The sequence below is a fragment of the Nostoc sp. DedQUE08 genome, from assembly GCF_034530895.1.
Lineage (GTDB): Bacteria > Cyanobacteriota > Cyanobacteriia > Cyanobacteriales > Nostocaceae > Nostoc.
On sequence record NZ_JAVRCD010000013.1, the window covers coordinates 104,943 to 129,517 of the forward strand.

The 24,575-nt window shown below is 42.2% G+C and carries 17 protein-coding genes and 2 pseudogenes; 6 read left to right on the forward strand and 13 right to left on the reverse strand.

The genetic code is table 11. The annotated features are described in order from the left end of the window. The first annotated feature begins 36 nt into the window (after window positions 1–36). The 3 genes from RMY64_RS11425 to RMY64_RS11435 all read left to right on the forward strand — a co-directional run bounded on the left by RMY64_RS11425 (window position 37) and on the right by RMY64_RS11435 (window position 11,522). Window positions 37–1,245: a macrolide family glycosyltransferase gene (locus tag RMY64_RS11425; protein WP_322700104.1), complete on the forward strand. Its 1,209-nt coding sequence runs from the start codon at window positions 37–39 to the stop codon at window positions 1,243–1,245. Window positions 1,246–1,309: 64 nt separating this feature from the next. Continuing rightward, window positions 1,310–9,835 (forward strand): non-ribosomal peptide synthetase, encoded by an 8,526-nt coding sequence (locus tag RMY64_RS11430; protein ID WP_322700105.1) that lies wholly within the window; start codon window positions 1,310–1,312, stop codon window positions 9,833–9,835. Between the two features lie 304 nt (window positions 9,836–10,139). Then, complete coding sequence (locus RMY64_RS11435; RefSeq protein ID WP_322700106.1) at window positions 10,140–11,522, forward strand: transposase; 1,383 nt, start codon at window positions 10,140–10,142, stop codon at window positions 11,520–11,522. Between the two features lie 271 nt (window positions 11,523–11,793). On the opposite strand, the pseudogene RMY64_RS11440 reads toward RMY64_RS11435, so the two are convergent. Continuing rightward, window positions 11,794–12,207: pseudogene (locus RMY64_RS11440) on the reverse strand (SDR family NAD(P)-dependent oxidoreductase); the annotation flags it as partial. A gap of 77 nt (window positions 12,208–12,284) precedes the next feature. Between RMY64_RS11440 and RMY64_RS11445 the strand changes: the two are divergent. Next, the gene (locus RMY64_RS11445) at window positions 12,285–12,542 is read left to right on the forward strand and encodes a hypothetical protein (RefSeq protein WP_322700107.1); all 258 of its coding nucleotides are present in this window, start codon (window positions 12,285–12,287) and stop codon (window positions 12,540–12,542) included. 64 nt (window positions 12,543–12,606) lie between these two features. Here the strand turns inward: RMY64_RS11445 and RMY64_RS11450 are convergent, their stop codons facing one another. Beyond that, entirely contained in the window at window positions 12,607–13,095 is a 489-nt protein-coding gene (locus tag RMY64_RS11450) for a hypothetical protein (RefSeq protein WP_322700108.1), read from the reverse strand. 349 nt (window positions 13,096–13,444) lie between these two features. On the opposite strand from RMY64_RS11450, the pseudogene RMY64_RS11455 reads away from it, so the two are divergent. Further along, window positions 13,445–14,528, forward strand: a pseudogene (locus RMY64_RS11455) (ISKra4 family transposase). Between the two features lie 74 nt (window positions 14,529–14,602). Continuing rightward, the gene (locus RMY64_RS11460; protein WP_322700109.1) at window positions 14,603–15,013 is read left to right on the forward strand and encodes a transposase; all 411 of its coding nucleotides are present in this window, start codon (window positions 14,603–14,605) and stop codon (window positions 15,011–15,013) included. 56 nt (window positions 15,014–15,069) lie between these two features. Here RMY64_RS11460 and RMY64_RS11465 read toward each other — a convergent pair whose 3' ends face one another. The 11 genes from RMY64_RS11465 to devC form a co-directional block, all read right to left on the reverse strand. After that, window positions 15,070–15,480, reverse strand: a complete 411-nt coding sequence (locus RMY64_RS11465; protein WP_322700110.1) for an amidoligase family protein — start codon at window positions 15,478–15,480, stop codon at window positions 15,070–15,072. A 41-nt stretch (window positions 15,481–15,521) separates the two neighbouring features. Beyond that, the gene (locus RMY64_RS11470) at window positions 15,522–16,064 is read right to left on the reverse strand and encodes a hypothetical protein (RefSeq protein ID WP_322700111.1); all 543 of its coding nucleotides are present in this window, start codon (window positions 16,062–16,064) and stop codon (window positions 15,522–15,524) included. A gap of 298 nt (window positions 16,065–16,362) precedes the next feature. Then, window positions 16,363–17,127, reverse strand: coding sequence for an SDR family oxidoreductase (locus RMY64_RS11475; RefSeq protein WP_322700112.1), 765 nt, complete (start codon window positions 17,125–17,127; stop codon window positions 16,363–16,365). 73 nt (window positions 17,128–17,200) lie between these two features. Then, entirely contained in the window at window positions 17,201–17,974 is a 774-nt protein-coding gene (locus tag RMY64_RS11480) for an ABC transporter permease (protein WP_322700113.1), read from the reverse strand. Beyond that, window positions 17,967–18,890 (reverse strand): ABC transporter ATP-binding protein, encoded by a 924-nt coding sequence (locus RMY64_RS11485; RefSeq protein ID WP_322700114.1) that lies wholly within the window; start codon window positions 18,888–18,890, stop codon window positions 17,967–17,969. The genes RMY64_RS11480 and RMY64_RS11485 overlap by 8 nt, the downstream gene beginning before the upstream one ends. A 115-nt stretch (window positions 18,891–19,005) precedes the next feature. Then, a complete protein-coding gene (locus tag RMY64_RS11490) occupies window positions 19,006–19,761 on the reverse strand; it encodes a glycosyltransferase family 32 protein (protein ID WP_322700115.1) in 756 nt (251 codons plus the stop codon). 97 nt (window positions 19,762–19,858) lie between these two features. Next, window positions 19,859–20,653 carry a thioesterase II family protein gene (locus tag RMY64_RS11495; protein ID WP_322700116.1) on the reverse strand — a complete coding sequence of 265 codons (795 nt, stop codon included), beginning with the start codon at window positions 20,651–20,653 and terminating at the stop codon, window positions 19,859–19,861. 236 nt (window positions 20,654–20,889) lie between these two features. Continuing rightward, a complete protein-coding gene (locus tag RMY64_RS11500; RefSeq protein ID WP_322700117.1) occupies window positions 20,890–21,129 on the reverse strand; it encodes an MbtH family protein in 240 nt (79 codons plus the stop codon). A 104-nt stretch (window positions 21,130–21,233) separates the two neighbouring features. After that, window positions 21,234–21,734, reverse strand: a complete 501-nt coding sequence (locus RMY64_RS11505) for a hypothetical protein (protein ID WP_322700118.1) — start codon at window positions 21,732–21,734, stop codon at window positions 21,234–21,236. Between the two features lie 787 nt (window positions 21,735–22,521). Then, on the reverse strand, window positions 22,522–23,250 hold the full coding sequence (locus tag RMY64_RS11510) for a DevA family ABC transporter ATP-binding protein (RefSeq protein WP_322700119.1): 729 nt from the start codon (window positions 23,248–23,250) through the stop codon (window positions 22,522–22,524). A gap of 93 nt (window positions 23,251–23,343) precedes the next feature. Further along, the gene (gene devC / locus RMY64_RS11515) at window positions 23,344–24,516 is read right to left on the reverse strand and encodes an ABC transporter permease DevC (protein WP_322700120.1); all 1,173 of its coding nucleotides are present in this window, start codon (window positions 24,514–24,516) and stop codon (window positions 23,344–23,346) included. Window positions 24,517–24,575 lie beyond the last annotated feature (59 nt).

Genomic DNA, 24,575 nt, shown 5'->3' on the forward strand with positions numbered 1-24,575 from the left:
ATCAATAGGAAAAGCAGATTAATCAAATTTTAATTTATGAGCCGTGTTGTATTTCTGAATGTTTCAGCAGCTGGGCATGTGTTCCCAAGCTTTGGTTTAGTAGCAGAACTGATTCACAGAGGTGAAGAAGTTATTTACTATGAAATTCCCAAATTCCAAAAAGAGATTGAGGCATTTGGGGCATCTTTTCGTTTTTATCCAGCACTACGACTTGAGGCAGCACCACAAGCCTATAATGATTTTTCGCTAGTAACAGCTTTGACTTGGACTGCTAAGGAAATGTTGAACACACTTCTGGAATCGGTTCGCGCGGACAAACCAGACTACATTATTCACGACTCACTGTGTCTTTGGGGAAAACTGGTAGCACAGCTACTGAACGTCCCGGCAGTTAACACTATTGCTAGCGCTGCATTTTGTCCGCGCAGCTTCTATGAATGTCCGCAACTTCAGGAAAAACTACCTGAATTGTTGTCAGAAACATCGCCTGATATCCAAGTGTTTCGTCAATATGAAACAGAACTGCGAGAGACTTACAAAATTCCACCTATTGAATTTATCGATACTTTTACCAATCCAGAACCCTTAAATATTTGTTATTTACCACCGGAACTCCAGCCATATGTCGAGAAATTTGACCAAAGCTTTCACTTTGTCGGCCCTTGCGATCCGGTACGGGCGATCGCATCTGATTTCCCTATGGAACTGTTGCAAAAAGACAAGCTGATCTTGATTTCATTTGGCAGCATTCACGATCCGGGATTAGCTTTTTACAAAATTTGCATAGAGGCGTTTCATAACATCGATGCTCAAGTTCTAATGGTACTGAGTCCAGAGATCAATGCTACCCAACTGGGGGATATACCCACAAATTTTATCATTCGAGCTACAGGCACAATTCCCCAACTGAAGATATTAGAACGCACCAGCTTATTTATCATGCACGGTGCGGGAGGCGGCGCACGGGAAGCGGCGTGGCACTCAACCCCCACAATCGCAATTCCTCAAACCTACGAGCAAGAGATAATTTCACGTCGCCTTCAAGAGCAGGGCGCAGGAATCATGATTTTGCCCCAAGATGTCAATTCTGAACGTTTGCGAGAGACGGCACTACACATCCTGAACAATGACTCATTTCAGGCAAATAGCGATCGTTTGGGTGATGCTTGTCGGGCGGCCGGAGGAGCAAAGCGGGCGGTAGATGAAATTCTCGGATATGTGGCAATGAGTGGAAGTAGAGAATAAAAAGAGCAGGCAAATCGTCAAGATTCAATCTCAAGTCCACCACAAAGATTAAGTTATATTCATTATGAATTATTTAGAAACAAACGATTTTGAACTTTTAGAATTGCTTCTAGAACAAGAAGGTATTAACCACGAAGAAGACAAATTTCTCATTAAAAAACGCGCTCTTACAGAAACTCCGGCTTCTTTTCAACAAAGACGCTTGTGGTTCCTTCATGAATTGGAACCTACTTCTTCTGCTTATAATATTTGTTCTATATTCCGTTTAGATGGTTCGCTGCAAATAGAGGCTTTGCAACAAGCTTTTAGACAATTGCAGCAGCGACATGAAAGCCTTCGCACTACATTTACGGCAATTGACGGTGAACCTTGGCAACGGATTCATCCAAATATTTTAGCGGATTTAATTTTGGAAGATTGGAGCGATATTGCTGAAGCTGAAATCGAAAAACAAATCTCTGTTGTAGCTAGCTCGGAGACACAATATTCCTTTAACTTGGAAAAAGGCCCGTTAATCAGAACCAAACTTTTACGACTAGCACCAGAACAATATGTTTTGGCTCTCACCCTTCATCATATTATCGCTGATGGTTGGTCAATAGGCGTGATTATTGAAGAACTGGCTTCTCTTTATCATTTAGCTGTCAAGGGTGATGTCATTGCCCTTGGAGAACTGAATATCCAATATGCAGATTATGCTATTTGGCAACAAGAGAAAATTAATAATTTGGTTTTAGACGAACAACTTGCCTATTGGGAAAAACAACTCAAAAATTTACCCGTTCTGCAATTTCCTACTGACTTTCCCCGACCGCGTTTACAATCCTTTAAAGGAGATTTAGTCAGTTTTTCCATCCCTGTTTCCCTGACACAGACTATTCGCAATTTCAGCCAACAAGAAGATGCTACCCTCTTCATGACCCTCATGGCTGCTTTTGGGGTTCTGCTTGGGCGTTACTGCGGACAGGAAGATATCCCCGTGGGAACTTCTATCGCTAACCGTCCAGGAATCGATGCGGAAAAACTCATCGGTTTCTTTGTCAATATGTTGGTAATTCGCGCCGACTTATCGAGAGAACCTAGTTTTCGTACTCTTTTAAGAAAAGTAAAAGAAACGGTTCTGGAAAGTTTTGAACATTCAGAAGTGCCTTTTGAAGCACTCGTAGATAGATTAAATGTTGAACGAAACACCAGTATCAACCCGCTATTTCAAATTGCTTTTACTCTACTAAATGCCCCAAAACCTCATTTTCAAGCGGGGAACTTGACTGTAACTCCGATCAAAAGTCAAGATGCCGCCCGCTTCGATTTGGAACTTTTTATCTCAGAAAGTGAAAATAATCTCAGTGGTGTTTTTTCATACAATACTGATTTATTTACACGGCAAACAGTAGAACAAATCGCGCGTCACTTTTGTAATTTGCTGGAAAATTTAGTGACGCAACCTGATGTGCCGATAACTCAATTAGCGGTTCTCTCAAACGAAGAATACGCTCAGTTGATGCCTGCAAACCCGCCTGAGAGTTTTCCAGTAGATTTCTGTTTGCATGAAGTTTTTAGCCAACAGGCGGCTTCGCGTCCAAACAAAACGGCGCTGATTTTTGAGAATCAATCCCTAACCTACGCAGAATTAAACCAACGAGCTAATCGACTGGCACATTATCTCATCCGTTTGGGTGTGAAACCTGAATCACGAGTGGGATTGTGGATGTCTCGTTCTTTGGATTTGATGGTAGCTATCTTAGCAGTACTAAAGGCTGGTGGTATTTACGTTCCCTTTGACCCGGATTATCCTGCGGAGCGTGTCGCCTATATGCTTGAGGATAGCATGGTGTCAGTTTTGCTCACACAGGTAGAATTTGAGACGCAACTACCAAAACACCAAGCCGATCTAGTTTTTATTGATAATTGTGAAGCGGAACTTGCTCAGGAAAAGGCTACCGATCCAAAAGTTAATCTCAATCCAGATAACGCCGCTTATATAATTTACACTTCCGGCTCAACTGGCAAACCCAAAGGAGTTGTTGTCACCCATTGCAACGTTGTACGTTTGATGTTGGCAACCGAACAATGGTTCCACTTTAACGAAAAAGACGTGTGGACTCTGTTTCATTCCTACGCTTTTGATTTCTCTGTTTGGGAAATGTGGGGGGCGTTGTTGTTTGGCGGACGTTTGGTTATTGTCCCCTATTTAGTGAGTCGATCGCCAGAAGAGTTTTACAACTTACTTATTGACGCCAGAGTAACAGTTTTAAACCAGACACCATCGGCTTTCCGCCAATTGATCCAAGCTGAAGAAATCATTTGTCGAGAAAGCGAATTAAATTTACGCTATGTAATTTTTGGTGGCGAAGCTTTGGATTTGTCAAGTTTGGAACCGTGGTTTGAACGTCACAGCGATGATTTTCCCCTATTGGTAAATATGTATGGGATTACGGAAACCACTGTTCACGTTACTTATCGTCCGATTCGCTGGAACGATGTCAAGAAGCGTTTGGGAAGTGTTATCGGTAAACCTATTCCGGATCTATCTTTTTATATTCTCGATGCTTATAGACAACCAGTTCCTTTGGGGGTAGTTGGTGAAATTTATGTTGGTGGTGCAGGTGTGGCGCGGGGCTATTTTAACCGCGAGGAATTAACCGCAGAGAGGATGATCGTCAACCCCGCCAACCCGCAAGAAAATAACCGTCTCTACAAAACCGGTGATTTAGCGCGATATCTGCACAACGGAGAAATCGAATATTTGGGGCGTAACGATCACCAAGTTAAAATACGCGGTTTTCGGATCGAATTGGGTGAAATTGAAGGGCTTTTGCAGCGTCATCCGGGTGTGCGAGAAGCTTGCGTAATTACCCAACAAGAAAGTCAAGAAGATGTGCGACTGGTTGCTTACATCGTGCCTGAGACTGATTTGGCGAAAATACCCGATTATGAAAACTTAACGCGGGAGCAAACTCAAGAATGGCAATATACTTTTGACGAAAACTATAGCGCTAGTGAAACCGAAGCTGATGCAGCTTTTAATATCATTGGTTGGAACAACAGCTATGACGGTCAACCTATTCCTGCGCCAGAAATGCGCGAGTGGCTAAACAATACTTTAACACGCATTCAAACCTTGGCTCCAAAACGCGTCTTAGAAATTGGATGCGGTACTGGGATGATTCTTTTCAATGTTGCGCCTGATGTTGAATATTATTGGGCGACAGACTTTTCCCAACAGGCGATCGCTCGTCTAGAAAATCTCACTCAGAAACACTCTTTAAGCAATGTTCGCTTGTTCCATCAGGAAGCAAAGGATTTTGCAAATATTCCTTCTGGCTATTTTGATACGATTATTATTAACTCTGTAGCGCAGTATTTTGCCTCGATTGAATACTTCCAGCAAGTGATTGCCGAAGCATTACAAGCGCTAGCTCCTGGAGGAAGTTTATTTATCGGCGATAATCGCCACCTGCCGACTCTAAACGCTTTTCACGCCAGTATAGCTTGTTTCCAAGCTGCGGCTGAAACTGACCGAGAAGCTTTTGCCGCCTTAGTTCGACGAGTTACTCAAAAAGAAAACGAACTCGTTCTCGATCCAGCCTTCTTTGTAAATCTACCGCAGGTTTTGCCAAATCTAGAAAGGGTGGAAGTTCACCTCAAAGCAGAAACCGCACATAATGAGCTAACTAAATACCGTTACGATGTGGTTCTTCACAAAAAAGGCAGTTTTGCAAAAGCTCATACATTTGAACCTGTCTGGGAAGACTGGAAGCAAGGAAATCTGCAATCAATCAAGGGGCTAGAGTTGCCCATTGCTTGGCGGGGTGTCCCCAATGCTCGTCTGTTTGAAGACGAAACTATTTTACAGTGGTATCAGGAAAATAACGGAGTCGCTACAGTCGGCGAACTGCGGGAGTTGTTGAACAAGCTGAATCCAGAAACAGCTGTTGACCCGCAAAAATTCTATCAACTTGCTCAACAAGCAGGTTGTCAAGTCACAATTAGCTACTCAAAAGATTTTGGTGCTAATTCTTTTGACGTTTGCTTCTATGCTGCAAACGGGACAAAACCTATGATGCCTATTACCCAAAATAGCGCCCCCCTAAAACCAACGCAATTATATTGGGTAAATCCCTTGAAAGCCCGTTTTGCCAAGGCGCTGATTCCCGAACTCCAGCAATATGCACGGGAAGAACTTCCAGAATACATGATCCCTGCCACCTTTGTGCTGCTGGAGAAGCTGACCATGACTCCAAGCGGCAAATTAGACCGACGTGCTTTACCTGCACCAGAACTTGTAGAGACAATTGCCAAGGATTCTGATGTTAAATTAACAACCGCCACCCAAGAACGCTTAAGTAAAATGTGGAACGATGTACTTGGAGGGTCGCGCGTCGGACTAACGGACAATTTTTTCCAAATGGGCGGACATTCCCTACTGGCGACGAAACTGATTTCTCGAATTCGGGAAGAATTTAATTTAGCCTTACCTTTGCGAACAATTTTTGAATATCCTACCTTCGTTGGTCTTGCTGAACAAATTGATTTGCTTGCTATTAAGACGGAGAATCAGACAAATCAGAACGTTCAGATCCCAAAAATTGCTCAACGTGACAACTTACCACTCTCTTTTTCTCAGCAAAGACTGTGGTTCCTCGACCAGTTAGAGGCGAATAATCCTGCTTATAACATTGCGGTAGGGTTCCGCATGGACGGATGTTTAAATCAACAAGCGTTTGAGCGCAGTTTGCAGGAGATAGTCCAACGGCATGAGGTATTACGCACAAAATTTTCTCAGGATGCCAGTGGTAATCCCGTGCAAATTATCAACGAATCAAATGATATATCGCTGTCGATTACCGATTTCAGCCACTTGCAAGACAAAGAAGAGATACTCAAACAAGCAGTGATATCGGAGTCGGTGCGTCCGTTTAATCTTCAAACTGGGCCCTTGCTTCGCGTCTATCTCTATAAGTTGGCCGAGGATGCCCATGTGTTTGTAGCGGTGATGCATCATATTATTTCCGATGCTTGGTCATTTGGAGTAATGGTGCAGGAATTGTCTGCGATTTATCCAGTATTTTCTACAGGCAAGGAATCACCTTTATCACCACTCTCTCTACAATACGGCGATTTTGCCAGCTGGCAGCGCACTACCTTTGAGAAAACTCAACTCCCACAGCAACTAGATTATTGGAAGCAGGAACTCGCCGGAGAATTAGAACCCTTAGAATTGCCAACTGATTATCCCCGTCGGGCGATCGCTTCTTATCAGGGTCGTGAAATTCCTTTCGTGGTAGACCACAAAAACTATGAAGGCTTTAAGCAGTTCTGTGAATCTCAAGGCGCTACCCTGTTCATGGGATTGTTAGGGGTGTTTAAAACTCTGTTGATGCGTTATTCTGGACAACACGACTTGTTAGTTGGAACCCCGATTGCTAACCGTAACCGTAAAGAAATCGAACAGTTAATTGGCTTTTTTGTCAATACTCTAGTTATCAGAACCGATGTCAGAGACAATCCGTCGTTTACAGCGTTGCTGGAGCAGATTAAACAGAAAACCTTATCAGCCTATGCCCATCAAGATTTGCCTTTTGAAAAACTGGTTGAAGAGCTTCAGCCAGAGCGTTCCCTGAGCCATAACCCTTTGTTCCAGGTGATGTTTGTCTTGCAGAATGCACCGATCGGAAATTTGGAACTGCCCAATCTCAGGCTGACTCCTTTGGAAATGGAAGGCGTCACCGTCAAGTTTGATTTAACTCTGTCGATGATGGAGACAGAAAAGGGACTTGAGGGCGCATGGGAATATAATACTGATTTGTTTGCACCAGCAACTATTGAGCGGCTGGAGAAGCATTTTCAGACTTTGCTTGCAGCGATTGTCGCCAATCCTCAGTTGCATCTTACAGAATTACCTTTACTGCCAGCAAGCGAGCAACATCAGTTGTTGGTGGGATGGAACGAAACTCAGAGGTCTTATTCCCAAGATTTATGTATTCATCAGTTGTTTGAAACTCAGGTGCAACAGACACCAGAGGCTGTAGCAGCAGTATTTAACGAGCAACAGCTTACCTACCGAGAGTTAAACGAGCAAGCAAATCATTTGGCGCACTACCTGCAATCCTTGGGCGTAGGGCCAGAGGTGCTGGTGGGTATCTGCATGGAGCGCTCTTTAGAAATGATTGTAGGGCTGTTGGGAATCCTGAAAGCTGGCGGGGCTTATCTGCCTTTAGACCCGCAATTACCCCAGCAACGTTTGACCTTCATGCTAGAGGATTCCCAAGCGTCGATGTTGTTAACTCAGAATTATTTGCAACCAGAACTACCCGAATATCAAGGACATGTAGTTTTCTTAGATACAAGCTGGCAAGAAATTTCTCAGGAAAGTAAGGAGAATCTAGTTAGTCAGGTTAATCCCGATAATTTGGCTTATTTTATTTACACCTCTGGGTCTACTGGCAAGCCCAAGGGAGTAATGATTCAACATCAGTCTTTAGTAAATTATACGCAGGGGCGGATTCTGGAATGTGGGTTCAGCAGTGGAGAGCGTTTTCTCCAGTTTGCATCTATTAGTTTCGATGTCGCAGTTGCGGAAATTTATTCTTGCTTGATATCCGGCGGAACGTTAGTATTGCGTACCAATGAAATGTTGAGTTCCGTAGCAACTTTCATGCAAAACTGCCGGGATTATGGCGTGACGGTATTGGATTTGCCAACAGCATACTGGCAGCAAGTGACTTTTGAATTAGCACTCGGAAATTTACTGCTACCTGAGTCCTTGCGTCTGGTCGTGATTGGAGGTGAGCGAGCACTTCCAGAACAAGTAAATGCCTGGAAAAAGTGTGTGGGTGAATATCCCCAACTGGTGAACGAATACGGCCCTACGGAAGCTACAGTATCGGCAACCATCTGCAATTTGTCGGAGTTAGAAGTGGATGGGCGAGAGATTCCGATTGGGAAACCATTACAAAACTTACTCGTGTATCTGCTAGATCGAGAACTGCGACCCGTTCCGATCGGTATTCCAGGCGAGGTATATATTGGCGGTGTTGGTTTGGCTAGAGGCTACTACGATCGCCCGGATTTAACAGCATCCAAGTTCATCCCTAACCCATTTAGCGATCAAGAGGGTACCCGCCTTTATAAAACAGGGGACTTAGCCCGCTATCTACCCGATGGCAAGATTGAATTTTTGAACCGCCTTGACAATCAGGTAAAAATTCGCGGTTTCCGGATCGAACTAGGAGAAATTGAAACTTTGTTGAGCCAGCATCCAGATGTGCGGGAAATAACAGTTATTGATCGGGAAGACCAACCAGGTAACAAGCAGCTTGTCGCCTACGTTGTCCCCCATCTGAATCCACCTACCGCGATCGCACTGCGTCAGTTTTTGAAAGAAAAGTTGCCTGAGTACATGGTGCCGTCAGCATTTGTGTTCTTAGATGCTATGCCTTTAACGCCCAACGGTAAGGTTAACAGAAAAATATTGCCTGCGCCAAGCGCTGATGGGAAAGCACGCTTGAGCAAACGGATTCCACCTCGCACACCGTTAGAACATAAATTGGTGGAACTGTGGGAAGAAGCACTTCAGGTGAGTTTGATTAGTGTTACTGATAATTTCTTTGAACTGGGTGGTCATTCTCTGTTGGCGATCCGTTTGATAGCCCAAATCGAAAAGCAATTAGGGTACAGCCTTCCGGTCGTCAGCTTTTTCCGTGAGGGAACCGTAGAAAAGATTGCCCTCCACTTAGAAGGCGGGAGCAAACCGAGTAATGCCGATGTTTTACTGACCTTGCAACCTAAAGGCGATCGCTTGCCTCTATTTCTCGTACATCCAGGAGCCGGTTATGCCTTGTCATACTCAATTTTTGCAAGCATTTTCGGCAAAAAACAACCGCTTTACGCCTTCCAAGCACCTGGTTTAGATGGCGAACAACAGCCTTTAGATTCCATTGAGGCAATGGCTTCTACTTACATTAAAGCGATGCGAGAAATAGTTCCAAACGGCCCCTATTTGCTGGGGGGTTACTCTTTTGGCGGACTCGTTGCCTTTGAAATAGCATCTCAATTGGAAGCCGCAGGAGAAAAAATTGAAAATCTTTTAATTATCGATACCCATCCCCCCTTACCCGACATGGAAAAAGAGGCATCGTTAGATGACGAAGCTGCTCTCCTTGCCTTTATGGTGAAACAGATTGGACTTCACTTTAACGAATCTGTAAATGTTTCCTCTGAGGAACTTGCAGTTTTAGATACACAACAACGATTTGAGCATGTGTTGCAAGTGTTGCAATATCATGAAATCGTTCCTCCTAATTCTGGAAAGAATCTCGTGCAGGGATTGCTTAACGTTTTCAAAGCCAACACGCAAGCGAGTCTTTGCTATCAACCAAAACCAATTAAATCTCTTCTATCCCTGTTCAAAACTGTTGCACTCACACAACAGTTTCCCACTGATGACAGTGCAGGTTGGCAGAAATTAACTAGCAAGCAGGTGCGCGTTTGCAGCATCATCGGAGAGCATGAGAGTCTGATGAAAGAACCTTATGTCAAAGACTTGACCGCAGCTATTCAAGAAATTTTGCTGGGTAATACTAATTAAAAAAATGTTTGCGACAATAAACTTTGAAGGTTTTTCCTCACTTCAAAAAAATTAGCAAGTTTTCATCAGCGCAAACAAGTAGATATTTTTACCTAATTAGGAGATAGGTAGAAAGACAAAACAAATACGATTAGGTTACGTCGCTTGTTATATAGCGCCCTCAGTGAAAATCTATCCTGACACTGAAGTTGTAACAAAATATGGTGGCAGTGTTAAGTTATACTAGCCCTTTCAAGGTGTTGTGTGATGGGCTGATTTGTAGTTTGGTAAAAAGAGGTGCAAATCTGTTGGGTGGAGAAAAAAAATGTTGCTAGGGCAGGTATTTGAGCGTTTTGTCACAGAAAGCCCAGTATCGGTGATGGTTCGTGGGCTTTTAGAGAAAGCACTATGTCCCCAAATCATAGATGAACTGTTTGAACGTAGTGCCAAAACCCAGTACACTCGTGAGCTATTATTCTCCACAGTAGTTAATTTGATGAGCCTTGTGGTCTGCGGAGTTCATCCATCAGTACACGCAGCACACCAAGCATCAGTGGAAAAAATAGGTGTTTCAGTTACCTCGGTCTACAATAAAATCAACGGTATTGAACCGAGTACCGGTGGGGAGCTAGTCAGAGAGGTTGCTGGTCAAATGGAAGCGACAATTCGACACCTCAATGCAACAATGCCGGATTTGCTACCAGGATATCGAGTAAAAATTATTGATGGTAATGCGATCGCGGCGACCGAACACCGCTTAAAACCATTACGTGAAATTAGTAGCGCCCCGTTACCAGGGCAATCATTGGTCGTACTTGACCCAAGTTTAATGCTGGCAGTAGATGTATTTCCTTGTGAAGATGGTCATGCCCAAGAGCGTTCTTTGTTTGACGAGGTACTACCAACTGTTGAAGAAGATGACGTTTGGATTGCAGACCGGAATTTTTGTACGCTCAAGTTCTTATTCGGTGTTGCCGCAGGTCTTGGCTATTTTATTATCCGACAGCATCAAAGTCTGCCTTGGCAAGCAACCGATGATTTCCGATTAGTAGGTCAAAGCGATAGTGGTACTGTATTTGAGCAAAACATTATCTTGAGTGCTGATGATGGTCAACTGTTAAAGGCACGACGAATTAAGGTCTGCTTGAAGCAGCCTAATCGTGACGGGGACAGAGAAATTTTTATTCTGACAAATCTGCCGTTTGAGGTAGCAAATGCTTTAGTTGTAGCCCAAATGTACCGCAAACGTTGGAAACTCGAAATCTTATTCCAAGTTCTGACAGAAAATCTCTGCTGCGAGATTAATACGCTAGGCTATCCAAAAGCGGCTTTGTTTACCTTCTGCATCGCTTTAGTCGCCTATAACATTCTGTCTACCGTTCAGGCAGCCCTGAGAAGTTTTCATGGAACCGAGAAGATAGAAGCCGAAATTTCCAGCTACTATTTAGCCGACGAAATTAAAGGTACTTACAGAGGAATGATGATTGCCATTCCCCCTAATGAGTGGTGTGTTTTTCAGAACATGACCTTCTCAGAATTATCGCAAACTCTCAAACATCTGGCAGGCCTTGTCAAACTGAGAACTTTTCGCCGTCATCTGCGAGATCCTAAGAAAGCTCAACCTAAACGAACTTATCTCAAGAACAAGCCTCATGTCTCAACTGTTAAGATTCTAAACCAGAAAAAGCTGCAAAATCACACACCTTGAAAGGGCTAGTTCTAAAGTATTGAGAGTAGTCCTGCACTACTCTTGATTGCCATTGCCGGGAAACGAGATTGTGGACTTGTACCGAAGTTGCGATCGCACTTTTAGCGGGCGTTACGCGATCGCCGCCTCTGCAATGACCTCTACATTCTTCCAGGCGCTTTGAGTTTCTGAAAGTTCGGCTTTTTTGGGCTTCTTGTAAAGTGTGGTAATAAATTCTTCTCCTATATAAGCTTTATCTCAACCACTTAAACTACAAGTGTTTTAGCTTTTCTTAGTGCCATTCGGCTTGGACTGAGGAGGTATTGATGATGCTCGCACCGGGACTGAGGTGCAGCACAGCAGCTTTGGTGATCCAAAACATCGCGTAGACATTTGTCTTGAACGTTGAGTCAAACTGTTCGGTCGTGAGATCGAGAATTGAGTCAACAGATTGTTGTTTACCAGCATTGTTAACCAGAATATCGAGTCCACCGAGTTCACGCACGGCGGATTCGACGAGTTGATTGCAGAAGTTTTCGTTCCGAATATCGCCGGGAATCGCCACCGCCTTGCGTCCTGCTGCCTTAATCAGTTGGATCGCCTCGCGGGCATCTGGCTCCTCAGCAGGGAGATAGTTGATCGCAACATCAGCACCTTCACGCGCAAAGGCGATCGCTGCCTGACCAATGCCAGAATCGCCGCCTGTGACGAGTGCCTTGCGTCCTACTAGCCGTCCAGAACTCTGATAAGTTGTCTCACCGTGATCGGGTCGCGGGAATTATTTTGGCTGGAAACGCAAATAACATCTGGACAAAGGAGGATATTGCCATTGTCCGAGATGCGATCGCCAATGCGCTTTCTGGTTCAGTACTAGTCGTCGATTACGAGATTGCGCCATTCATTGTTGAAGTTACGATGAATGCTGCTTGTGAGCGAGATTTCCCGGTAATTCTCGACCCATCTCCAGCCGATCGCGTAAAGCAAAATTTGTTCTCACAGGTGACTTATCAAGCAAGTATCATAGCTAACCAAAGAAAATAAAGTGAGGAAAAGTTGCCTTTCCAGCGATCGCCCAGAAAGCAGATAGGAGGATAAACATTATCGTCTACTCACTGCGTTTGATTAAAGGGGCGGATTCTACCAAAGAAGCACCTAACGAGTAACAACTGCTACGAACATTCTCTGGTACTGACAACACAGCTACATTGTGGGAAGATGTAAATCCCTCTTTGAAATCAATGCAACTTTTCACAATTGTCCATGAATCTTCAATAGCTGTGGGTAAATGTTCGTCAAATCTTCTATAATTTTGCTCTTGTAGTTTCTTCAAAGATGCTAAAAACCGCGCCTTTTGTTTGGCGTGTGACTGGCGGCTTTCACAAATCTTACGAGCTGCGTCCAATACTTTTTTCTCGTCCCAATCTGTGATTTCTTTTACATCTGCAATGCATTCATTCACTGTGAGTCGTGTGGGGTGTGAGTTGCCATCTAAATTGGGGTTTGCTGCCCAAGTCTGGATTGTACCTGAAACAAGTATGGTAATTAGTACAGCCAAAAATCCCCAAATCACATTTTTACAGACAATTTTAATCATAATTTCGCTTTTTATAAGTAACCTTATTACAATTAAGTCCCTAATAGGGTGTCAATCAGCTCAACTTTTGGGATGATACTGGGTGAGGTGCGTAGTTTACCGCATTTCGACAAGCTCAATGACCACCGTAGGCATCGCTCTTAGAGGGCGGAACACCATCATATGCTATCAACAGAGTAAAATCCCCACACTTGGCGCAGAGCAGCTATTTGGGAGCATCCCAATTTTGCAAAGAGATGGGGAGAAGGACAAAATATTCGCGATTGTTTATCGCGAATAAAAGGGGGACTGTACATCAACGCAAGAATTCGCGAGAATTATTTGTGTTCCATCCCTAGTAGAAAGGCCAATGACCCCAGAAGAGAAAAAAGAATTAGATGCACACGTAAAAGCCATCGCCAAAATCCTGTATAAAAACACGCCCCCCTCAAAAATCGAAACCTTTGAAGGAATCGAAACAGCCGTTAGAGACCAAGTATTAGAACACGTCAGCCCAAAAATCGCCTTTTTTTTGTCGGAGAAAAAACGGGAACAACAAGAGGACGCAGCCGAACCATAAGAAGTTGTCTTGGGAGAATAATCATCACCAAACAACAAGCGGCAAGAATGGGGATTGAGCCATATAGGCGATTTAGCCCATTACTAGAAAAGTGCTGTTTATTACTAGCAGCAAACGAATCGTTCCAAAATGCAGAAAAAGACCTACTGGTGATGACCGGATGACCGGAATAGAAGTAGGTCATAGCACCTATCATCGCCAAGTGCAGAAATTGGATACATCCCCACCGAATGTCAAACAGAAATTAACAGAAGTCTGTCTAGATGGAGGAAAAGTCAGAATACGCTCACAAGAAAAAGGAAAACCAGCGTACTGGAAAGAGTATAAAACAGGCAGATTACAGGGAATATATTACGGAGCATTTTTTCAGGATAATCTTTCCCTCACCAACTGGGTTAATAGTCAAAACATCGGTAAAACACTTTACTGGTTAGGAGATGGACATGATGGGATATGGAATCTGTTTTCAGAAATAGCTGACACCGATAGAAGACAAGAAATTTTAGATTGGTATCATTTGAAAGAAAACCTGTATAAAATACAAGCCACCAAAAAATTCTTAGTAGATATTGAAGCTGAACTGTGGCTAGGACTTGTAGAAGCAGCAATCACCAAGCTGAACAAATGTAAATGTGTAGGAGCAACCCAATTCAGCAACTATCTACGTAAACACCGAAATAGATTAGTAAACTATATGTACTTCCAAGCGGAACAGTTAAGCTCCATTGGTTCTGGGGCAGTGGAGTCAGCAGTCAAGCAAATAGATAAGCGACTGAAAATTGTGGGAGCGCAGTGGAAGTACGAAAACATACCATCAATTCTGTCTCTGCGTTGTTCTTACCTCAATGGTTTCCTCGCACCCACCTGGGGATAGGTAATTAATCTCACACAGTCTGTTTCCCTTGTCCTTCGCGATGTATAATCGCGAATAGTGTGGGATGCCTGTGTATGCCAAGACTAAAAATCAACGATACGGAACTTGATAAAAATGCTCGATTTGAGAGGATAACTAAAGCAATTACAGCTTTAGAAAAACAACAAGTACAGATATTAAGACAGGGAACACTTGCTCCACCAGGCGCTTGGGTAGCTCGTTACCAAGTTCGTCAAAATCTGAAGAAATATTGGTACTACAAATTACAAGCTTCTACTCCTTGCTTCCAGAGAGCCACATCTTCAAAACTCAGTAAATATAAACATTTAGGCAAAGCTGGTACTACTGAGCATATTGATGCTATGATGTCGGTTTTTCGACGCTCTGTTTGGGAAGAAATACAGAGAATCATTGATACTCTGGATGAATGTCTTCTAGATATTCGTTCTGGGTTAGAACAGGAGGAGGAAGAGCAGCAAGATTAAGTCCCCCTGTTTATTCGCGAGAATTCATCGCGAATTATTTTTCTCTTTCTATTTTTTCAAAATTGGGATGCTCCCAATAAATCGGCAATTGGTTTAAGTACTTCCCCAGAAGCTGCTTTCGGGTCAGCTTGACAGATGACCAGTTGTAAAAGTCTGGTATCATCACTCACAATTCGATACCATTCTGGCTGCGGTTTTTGAGTTTTGTCTAAGTCGTCTTGGAGGGTGAGATCATCTACACAGCGAACAATTAAATTCCCTTCGCTATCAATAACCTCAAACCCTAAGGTGAGATTATGAAACAAGGGAGTTCCCGGAACATGGCTTGGTTCAGATTGAGGATAAAAGATGCGATGGACAAAGCCATTATGTTCTTGAGCGATCGCTTCTGCTAAATCCTGTCTGCTAAGTCCTGGCGGTGCCATTAGCTCAATCTCAAAACCAATTTTCCAATTCAACTCAGACATCACTGTTTAATTAATGATTGCTAAAAATTAGTCTAAACTTACTATTTTGAGGTACGAGCATATTGCAATGCTTCCTCGATAATCTCGTCATTTCCCAAAATTAGGTTACGTTCAATCCTTACTTTGGCATCCTCCGGTGACGGATCACCCCAAAATTTAGCCAGTAATGCGGCATCATCGTATTTATAATTCGACTCATTATATAGAGAGTTTGGGGTTGTTCCTACTGACTGGAGAGCTTTCACTCTAGCATCTAAAAGAAACTGTTCTAGGATAGCAACATCTTTTCTCCCCCAAAGAATTTTTCTGCCAATTCTAGCTTTCGCATCTTCTAGCGACTGTCGCCAATAATTAGCTAAAACTCGTGCATCCCAATAGTGATATTGACTTCTAAAAAAAGCTTGGAGTTCTTTACTTAGACCTGTTGGCTTTGGTGTTTTTGTAAAGTTTGCCTCTCTTTCAGTAATATCACTATTTGATTGATAATTTTCATTAATCTCTTGTGCAACTGCTGCATTTGTATAAGTGCTTACAGAAGCAAATAAGCTTAACAATAATAAGAAAATCTGTAACTTACATTTCATCTGGAATTTCTCCTACATTGATATAGCTAATAACTTTTGACAATGCCAATGACTTTTTAATCTTTTATTGCATCCACGCTGACTTTCAGTTGCTTATTTATACAATTTCACCGGAGGGTTTTTCGGAAAATTGCAGAAAAAAACTGATTGACTTGAGTAAATTTAAAATCACTTGAATCAAAAAGTACTAAACAACTACTTACTACTTCTTCGACTGTACACTTCACTACTAAACTACATTAAAGTTATTTTTTCGGCAAAACCTACGCAGTATTGGTATAATTCCTATTCCCTATTCTTAAAACTCTGCTCCACCATCTACTTCGATGACTCTTCCGGTAAAATAATCGCACTCAAGAATAAAACGCATAGCCTGCCAGATTTCATAAGGCTGACCCATACGACCCAAAGGTATTTTAGAAATCATATCTGCCTGAGATTCTTTGGATACATGACCGAGGATAGGTGTCTCTGTCAATCCCGGAGCTATGCCCCCAACGCGAAAGCCTCTATTTGCCAATTCCAGCGCCCAGGTGCGTGTTAATGCGTCTAGACCCGCCTTAGAAGCACTATAATTCGATTGACCGGGATTACCTGATCGCGTTATGGAGGAAATGTTTATAATTACACTTTGAGAAATATTTCTATCCATAGCGGCGGCGGCAAATTCTCGCGCCATATAAAAGGGCCCTGTGAGATTGACATCGATTACTCGCTTCCATTGTGCTGTTGGCAGTTTACGCAACCAACCTTCTTCGTCAGAAGAAACGAGTAAACCATCTCGCAGAATACCAGCATTGTTAACCAAGGTATTAGCAGATCCAAGTTTTTCAAAAGCCAATTCAACAAAGCTTTTCACCAGTGATTCATTGGCTACGTCAAGATGCACTCCGTAGATTTTTCCAGGCAGATTGGCACTTTCGACTTCCAATTCTTGAAGACGATCTACGTCGATATCGCCGCCAACAACTAGGGCACCTGCACGGGCAAGTTCCAGAGCGATACAACGCCCAATTCCACTGGCAGCGCCAGTAACTATTGCTTGAACATCTTCTAGTTTCATAGAAATTCCTAATCCATCCCAAGTGATATGTATGACTATATTGATAATTTTTGTTTAATTTGAGTGAATCAAATCAATACCCATTAAGAATCGCATGACGCTTCGCTGTTCTTTGGGCCCAAAGAAAAAGAAAGGCACCCAAAACGAAATAAACTACCCCATTGAGTCCAGCAACAGCAAGTAGAGAAAAATCTAAACCGCGATCGCGTGCGATTAAATCACGAAGAACACCTGAACCTACAGTCATTGGCAATACTAGTCTGATACTTGGGAGCGATCCATTCCAGGTTTCAGTGGGAAGAGCAAGTAAAAACAATAGTGCGAACTGAATAAGTCCAGACAGTTGCTGTATGCGCTTAAACAGTAGGGTTAAACCAGCCATCATTAAGGATATACCATAAGCTCCTAGTAAGACCGTAATCAGCGGCAGAAGGGCAAGGGGTGAAAAGTGTAGGTAACGTCCCGTAAGAATCATCGTGAGTAGTAGAATACCCACTATCAGCACTAAATATAATGTCAGATTTGCCATTGCTCGGATCAATAAGACATTTAAAGTGCCGAATGGCGACAAGAATATTTGTTCTAGAGTTCCGGTTTGCGCCTCAACTTGTAGTTCCATCGCAATACCTTGGAGAATAAATACCACCAGTGTCCAAAGCACATAGCCAGCTAGGATTGTATCCAGTCGATCGCCAAATTGGATGTTAGGGCCTGCAATATAGTGCGCGCCAAAAAACATTCCATAAAAAAAGAAAGAGGTTACAAGAATACCACTAATTGCATCAACTGGGTAGCGAATAAATTCTTTCCAGATACGTTTAAATTCCGCCTGGAATAGATTAAACATAATTGTGTTCTCGCACTAATTTTAAGAATATTTCAGTTAGGTCAGGTTGTTCCTGTTTCACTAATAATAAAGGCAGGGGTTCCAGAAGTGTCAATACTCGATACAGTCCTTGTTTGGTTCCAGCATAAACAATTTGTCCAGCCTCAAGGATTGCTCCTAATGCCTCAATTTTGCTGATTTGCATTTGGTCTAGTTCGCCTTCAACTTCGATAATATAAGTCGAGCCAGAAAAACGCTTAATAATATCAACAGTTGATTCCTCAGCAATAATCTTGCCATTTTGAATTATGGCTACCCGGTCTGAAATCTCCTCTGCTAAATCAAGTTGATGGGTTGTGAGGAGGACTGCACATCCTTCAAGAGCTACTTCTCGCACCAAAGCTTTGACATTCTGACTAGCTTCAACATCTAAGCCTAAAGTTGGTTCATCCAAAAGCAGAAGTTGCGGCTTGTGAACTAAAGCTACTGCAATAGCTAACTTCTGCTGCATTCCGCGAGAAAGTGCTTTAACTGGTGTGCGACGTTTGTGCATCAAACCAAATCGCTCTAGCAGCCTCATTGCTTGCTGATGGGTTGCTTTTGGGCTGCTACCTCTCAATACTCCAAAGTACTCCAGATTTTCCTGTGGTGTCAGCCGCCAGTAGAGGTTGCGGCTTCCTTCGAGTACTGCACCGAGCGATCGCAGTGCTTGCGGATTGCGCTGGGGATCGCAACCTGCGATTCTTACTGAACCTGAGTCGGGTTGAATTAAACCTGCAATCATCTTAATACTGGTTGTTTTACCTGCTCCATTCGGGCCAAGAAAAGCTAGCACTTCTCCAGCATTGATATTAAAAGATACCCCACGTAATGCTTCTATTCGCTTTCCACGTTGTTGGTATGTCTTTTGCAGGTTGCAAACCTCAAGTATTGACATGGTATTTCTAATTAAAATTGTGTTTGCCAATGTTTCATAGTTAACCCCAGAGTTAGAATTAAAAATAGCCTAGTCTGCTGGTATAAATTCCAAATATTTTAGGGCTTTAAACGGCTCAATTTGGTTGGAGTGAAGAACGAATACTCCAATAAAAATTTGCAAAAACACTAAAAATATTACTCAATATTCGATAACGTGGGGTAAGCCAATGGCTAGTCATGTGGTGGATGGTATAAGATTTTTCTGTAACTTCACTTTTGAAGATTTTACCATCCATTTCCATCGGGGTACCTGGTTCAAAAATGTATCCTGGACAAACATTAACTGTCTGACTTTCATGGAATTTGCCAGCCAATACACAATGATTCAATAAAATTGGCCCGGTGCTGTAGCCCACATAATAAGGCATAGAATTTTTGAAAGAAAAACCGATATTTGGCTGGTTTTGGTGTTTGCGTTTTTGCATTTCCTCGAAAACTTGCAACCAAAGCGGATGTTTCGGAATGCTGCCCATAATCGCGTTACTAAAGCCAATAAGTTTAGAAAGAATCAATTCAAAGTTTGCCAACAAATCATCAATCGGCTTGAGGCATTCAACATCCATGTCAATATAAAATCCCCCATAGTAGTGAAGTATAAAATATCGGATAGCGTCGCAACGCTGAATTCGATAGGGATAAGAATCGTAAACATCCAAAAACCAAGGATAATTCTCTTTAATTAAATTACGGCATTGTGCCTCATCCCAAAAGCGGTGTTCCCAATCAGGGTGACGATCGAGGATGGTTTGGTGATAACGACGATAGTTTTCTGGAGCCGCTGCTTCACCTGCGAAAAAAATCTGATGGATAATTTTTGGAACCTTGCTCATAGATTTAATTGCAATAAATTTTTAAATAAAGTTAAATACTATTGGGAAAAAGTTGGCGAAGCAGCATCTGCCTGAAAACTGTTCACTGGTTTAAGAATCAACCCAAAATTACTGGCTGTTGGGAGAACACCTTCGGTATAGGTGGAGCGAGTTTTCCAGAAAGAGTCTCAAAAAGCAGCGATTCGGCTGAGTGTAAGAAGAAGTGGTTGCCAGGAAACATGTGCAGTGAGAAATCAGCACTCGTTTGTTCCCGCCAATATTCGAGGCGATCGCGCGTACCTCTAGAGTCCTCCAAACCACCAAAGGCAGTAATAGAGCAGTCAAGGGGAGGTTCGGGAAGGTAAAGATAGTTTTCAATCATCGTAAAATCTGCCCGCAACATCGGAAGCAGCAGTTGCATGAGTTCGTTGTTCTCCAGAATTGCTTTGGGAGTACCGTTAAGACGGCGTAGTTCTTCTATAAATTCCGGTTCGCTTAAGGCGTGGATGGGCGAAACGTCATCAGGAACCTGAGGTGCCCCGCGACCGGAAACAAATAGATGTGCTGGAAAAAGACTGTACTTTTTGCGAATCTTACGAGCAAGCTCGAAGCTGATTAAAGTCCCCATGCTGTGACCGAAAAAGGCAAATGGCTTGTCCAAATATGGATATATTGCCGAAGTGATCGCTTCTGTAAGTAGCGACATCTTAGTAAAAGGCTTATCCATCAACCGAACTCCCCGTCCGGGAAGTTCAATCGGACAAACTTCAATATTCTGCGGTAAATTACTAGTCCATGTGCGAAAGGTTAACGCTTTACCACCTGCATAGGGAAAACAGAATAGGCGCAGGCTGGCTTGAGGATTTGGCTTGGGGAACATCACCCAAGGATTAGAAAATTGTTTGGTGTTCATCGGTACAACTACAAAACATTTCATTCTTGGGATTTGGGGGAGATTGAGAAAAAAGGGGATGGAAAAAAGCGTAGCTTATACCAATTCTCCAAAATAAAGATACAGATGTAAAAGGTAGAAATCCAGTCAAAACCTGAGTACGGGCGCTCTTGGCTTCTACCACTTCATTACGAATTACGAATCGGTATTATTACTTTTGCTGCTTGTCCCCACTCCCTCTTCAACTCATCAATTGTTTATCTTTTTGCTTCTGCCATGACTTTACGCAAGCTCAGAGGACGCATATCTGTCCATACTTCTTCGACATACGCTAAACATTCATCTTTAGAGCCTTCTTTACCTGTAGCTTTCCATCCTAATGGGATTTCATTTTTCCATTTAGGCCAAATGGAATATTGTTCCTCATGGTTTACAACAACAAGATAGATAGTTTCGCTTTGTTGTTTATTTTGTTGTTCGTTTTGTTGGTTGAGCATATCAAACCTTATTCTTACTTACAAAAGTGTTTACTTGACTGTTCAATAGTGCAACCAGTATTTGACCACACTAATTTTTATGGATATTATTTTTCACTTCATTGTTATGACTCAGGACTTCCCCGGCGTTGCTTTGTAAACCACTCTAAAAATGCTTCCCGGCTTTTTATTGCCTTTTTTACCTTTTGTTGGACATCAATTTCTGGTTCATTTTTGAACATATCAATAAATTTGGTCGTTAAAACAAATTTACATCCCAGTCTAATTACAGTAGGAATGGCTAAATAATCAACCTGCCAGATGTTTGAAGGCCTCCAATGAAACCTTGATTTATCACATCCCATTACTGTAAAGTTTGGCAGCTGTTGAATTGCGTGGTAGCTGCAATTAACCTCAACAGCAACTTCCTTAAATTTGAGAATTTCCGTTTCTAGTTCAGCAGCCAAAGTGTTGATGTGTCCAGTTAAAGCTGATAGTTTTTTGGTTCCCTCTTCAAGTTTTTTGTTTAAGAATTCTTGTTCCTGCTTTCTATTTTCCTCTGTTAACTCCTGGCAGTAATTGTGTAATTCTTCTACCTCTGTTTGTAACTCAGTTAAAGTGTTCACTTGACGGAATTGTGAGTAATCAAAAAAAATTGATTTTTGGGAGTATTCAACAGAGAGAAGTCCAATAGCAGATTTTTTTCTCTCATAATGATTAATACCCTTTGCTAGAAATATTTCTCCATATATTTATTTTATTGACTGATAAATCTCGCTGATTCATTTGATAGCTTTGCTGCAATTCCAAAAAGCTTGGATATTTCAACAATTGTTATGTTACCGAACGGCCATTTCATTTATTTGGTAATGGCTGATCGCGTAACCTGTTACTACATATCTATAGTGGTGGGTGAAACTTACTTATGCAGTTATGGTGGATTTGGTTGGCGAATTCCAGTAAAAAATCTCTAGTTGAGATGCACGCAAAGACAGTGCAACTAAGAGCTTTGAGATATCTGACCGTTTTCTAAACAGGGCTTACACAAAGCCCCGCTTTTGAAGGCAGGGCTGTTTCATTCTCAGAAGAAAGCTACAAATCGCGATCTGATTTTTCGTTTTCGGTCTAGTTGTGCTATCAGCTTAACCTTGCATCAAATGTTACACAGGTCAAACATTTACAGTCATTATATTAGAATTTACACACTGTACAAAAGAATCATGTTGTGTATCAACGTAAACACGTAGTTTCCGGTTTTTATTAATCATTCATGTTTGGTCTTTGCTATCAATGCGTAAGTCCTATATATGTCGTTATGACTCGAATTATGCGTATTGGCTGCGTTGTCTCACCGTCTAAAAATTAACTTATACGCCAAATAATTGGTTGTTTATCAAACAAGTTTAGATGTGTTTACCTGTTTAGCAGGCGACCATCTTCCATATGAATAATGCGATCAGCTATATCTAAAATGCGGTTATCGTGGGTAACAAGTAGGATAGTGCAATATTGTTCCTTTGCTAGTCTTTGCATGATTTGCACTACATCACGCCCAGATTGACTGTCTAGAGATGCTGTGGGTTCATCTGCTAAAACTAACTTTGGCTGACTTACTAACGCACGGGCGATCGCTACTCTTTGCTTTTGTCCACCAGATAGGTTGTTTGGGTAATAATTCACATGCTCACCTAGCCCGACTGCTTCTAGTATTGCTATAGAACGTGTTTTGCGTTCATTAAGTGTGAGGTTTTGATGTAATTTCAGCGACATACAAACGTTTTCCCAAGCTGTGAGACATTTAAGCAAATTATGTGATTGGAAGATAAAGCCAATTTGACTACGTACCTGAATCAGCTTTTTTTTACTAGCACCATTTAATTCTTGCCCGATAACTTGCAAACTGCCTGCTTGTAGAGAACGTAATGCTCCAATCACTGTCAGCAAGGTAGTTTTACCACTGCCTGATGGGCCTGTGAGAATTACTATTTCACCTGGATTAACTTCTAGATTAATATCTATAAGTACAGGCTTTTGTAAGACTCCTTTGCCAAAGCTTTGATTGAGATTGTCAATGGAAATAATCGGGGAAGAGAGTGTTTGGTTTGGAATTTCGAGTTTTGAGTTAAAACTTTTTAGTGCCATTTTTGACCCAGAAATTTTTTAGTTCAAGGAATTTGTATTAGCGTTTTGAGATTTGAATACCAAAGCTACCAATTTGCAATTCAAAATTTTACACTAAAACACATCAGCGGGATCGGCAGAACGAAGTTTGTTAGAGGTGATTGCAGCGGAAAGAACACACATAAAAATTGTCAAAATGAAAACAGTGACAGCAATATTCAGACTCATTACCAGTTGCAGACGAGTAATTAAAGACAGAAAGCTGTACATACCAAATGAGGCGACAAATCCAGGGATGAAGCCCAAGATTCCGAGAATCGCCCCTTCTTGGAAAATCACCCCCAACAGTGCCAAGTCAGAATAGCCCATTGCTTTGAGGGTGGCATACTCTGCTAAGTGGTCACTGACATCGGCATAGAGAACTTGATAGACAATAACGACACCCACGATAAACCCCATAATCGCACCAAAGGTGAAAATAGGCCCAGTTGGGTTCGTGTCTTGAAACTGTAGCTCCTTGGCAATTAGTTCCTCATGAGTGTATGCCTTGACACCGGGAATATTTGCCGCAATCCCTGCCTTCACCGCTTCAGGATTAGCTCCTGGATTCAAGTTAATTATCCCCACACTGACCTGCTTGAGTGCATTCTCCCCAAAGAAATCAGCATAATTGTCTTCACTCATCATTAGGTTGCCTTCTCCGAGAAAAAAAGAGTTACCAAGATTAAACAATCCCACAACAGCAATCCGATGATTTTTAAGCAAGGCTTTGACTTCACCTTTTTGGGCAAATAATTGGGGAATGGGCCCAAAGGAAGGTTTTGCGAGGCGGTCAAACAAGACGCTGTGAGGGATTTTTAATTTTTCACGCTGTTGATTTATTTCTGGGATATTAAAGACTATTTGACTGGGATTAAAGGCAAACACTCGTGCCTGAAATGAGGTTTGTTCTTTGGAGTACGCCCAAGTGCTTTGATTTATATAAACTGGAATAGTTGAAGCAACTCCTTTAATTCCAGCTGCTTGGTAAAGACGAATGCGATCAAATCCATTAGCACCTAAAAATTTTGTACTAGGATTGAGCAAAAACAAATCACCTTTCAAACTAGTGGGTAATGTTGTAGCACCATTAGTAAACAGTGTGCGAAATCCCAGTTGCATAAATATCAGGACATTGGCAAATGCAATACCACCCATTGCAACAGCAAGACGAGTTTTTTGGTGCGATAACTGCGCCCACGCTAAAGGACGCTGAGTCTGAAGATGGTTAAACAAGGATTTTAACATCGGAATTTTCCTGATTTTTATTATTAGTTAATGGTAAGCAATCCGTAGAAGTACAAAAT

Excerpts from the sequence above, each read along its gene's own strand:
- RMY64_RS11450 (WP_322700108.1), bottom strand. The coding sequence starts at position 13,095 with ATGATTAAAATTGTCTGTAAAAATGTGATTTGGGGATTTTTGGCTGTA.
- RMY64_RS11460 (WP_322700109.1), top strand. The coding sequence starts at position 14,603 with ATGCCAAGACTAAAAATCAACGATACGGAACTTGATAAAAATGCTCGA.
- RMY64_RS11485 (WP_322700114.1), bottom strand. The coding sequence starts at position 18,890 with ATGTCAATACTTGAGGTTTGCAACCTGCAAAAGACATACCAACAACGT.
- RMY64_RS11470 (WP_322700111.1), bottom strand. The coding sequence starts at position 16,064 with ATGAAATGTAAGTTACAGATTTTCTTATTATTGTTAAGCTTATTTGCT.
- RMY64_RS11490 (WP_322700115.1), bottom strand. The coding sequence starts at position 19,761 with ATGAGCAAGGTTCCAAAAATTATCCATCAGATTTTTTTCGCAGGTGAA.
- RMY64_RS11495 (WP_322700116.1), bottom strand. The coding sequence starts at position 20,653 with ATGAACACCAAACAATTTTCTAATCCTTGGGTGATGTTCCCCAAGCCA.
- RMY64_RS11425 (WP_322700104.1), top strand. The coding sequence starts at position 37 with ATGAGCCGTGTTGTATTTCTGAATGTTTCAGCAGCTGGGCATGTGTTC.
- RMY64_RS11500 (WP_322700117.1), bottom strand. The coding sequence starts at position 21,129 with ATGCTCAACCAACAAAACGAACAACAAAATAAACAACAAAGCGAAACT.
- RMY64_RS11480 (WP_322700113.1), bottom strand. The coding sequence starts at position 17,974 with ATGTTTAATCTATTCCAGGCGGAATTTAAACGTATCTGGAAAGAATTT.
- RMY64_RS11475 (WP_322700112.1), bottom strand. The coding sequence starts at position 17,127 with ATGAAACTAGAAGATGTTCAAGCAATAGTTACTGGCGCTGCCAGTGGA.
- RMY64_RS11435 (WP_322700106.1), top strand. The coding sequence starts at position 10,140 with ATGTTGCTAGGGCAGGTATTTGAGCGTTTTGTCACAGAAAGCCCAGTA.
- RMY64_RS11510 (WP_322700119.1), bottom strand. The coding sequence starts at position 23,250 with ATGGCACTAAAAAGTTTTAACTCAAAACTCGAAATTCCAAACCAAACA.
- RMY64_RS11430 (WP_322700105.1), top strand. The coding sequence starts at position 1,310 with ATGAATTATTTAGAAACAAACGATTTTGAACTTTTAGAATTGCTTCTA.
- RMY64_RS11465 (WP_322700110.1), bottom strand. The coding sequence starts at position 15,480 with ATGTCTGAGTTGAATTGGAAAATTGGTTTTGAGATTGAGCTAATGGCA.
- devC (WP_322700120.1), bottom strand. The coding sequence starts at position 24,516 with ATGTTAAAATCCTTGTTTAACCATCTTCAGACTCAGCGTCCTTTAGCG.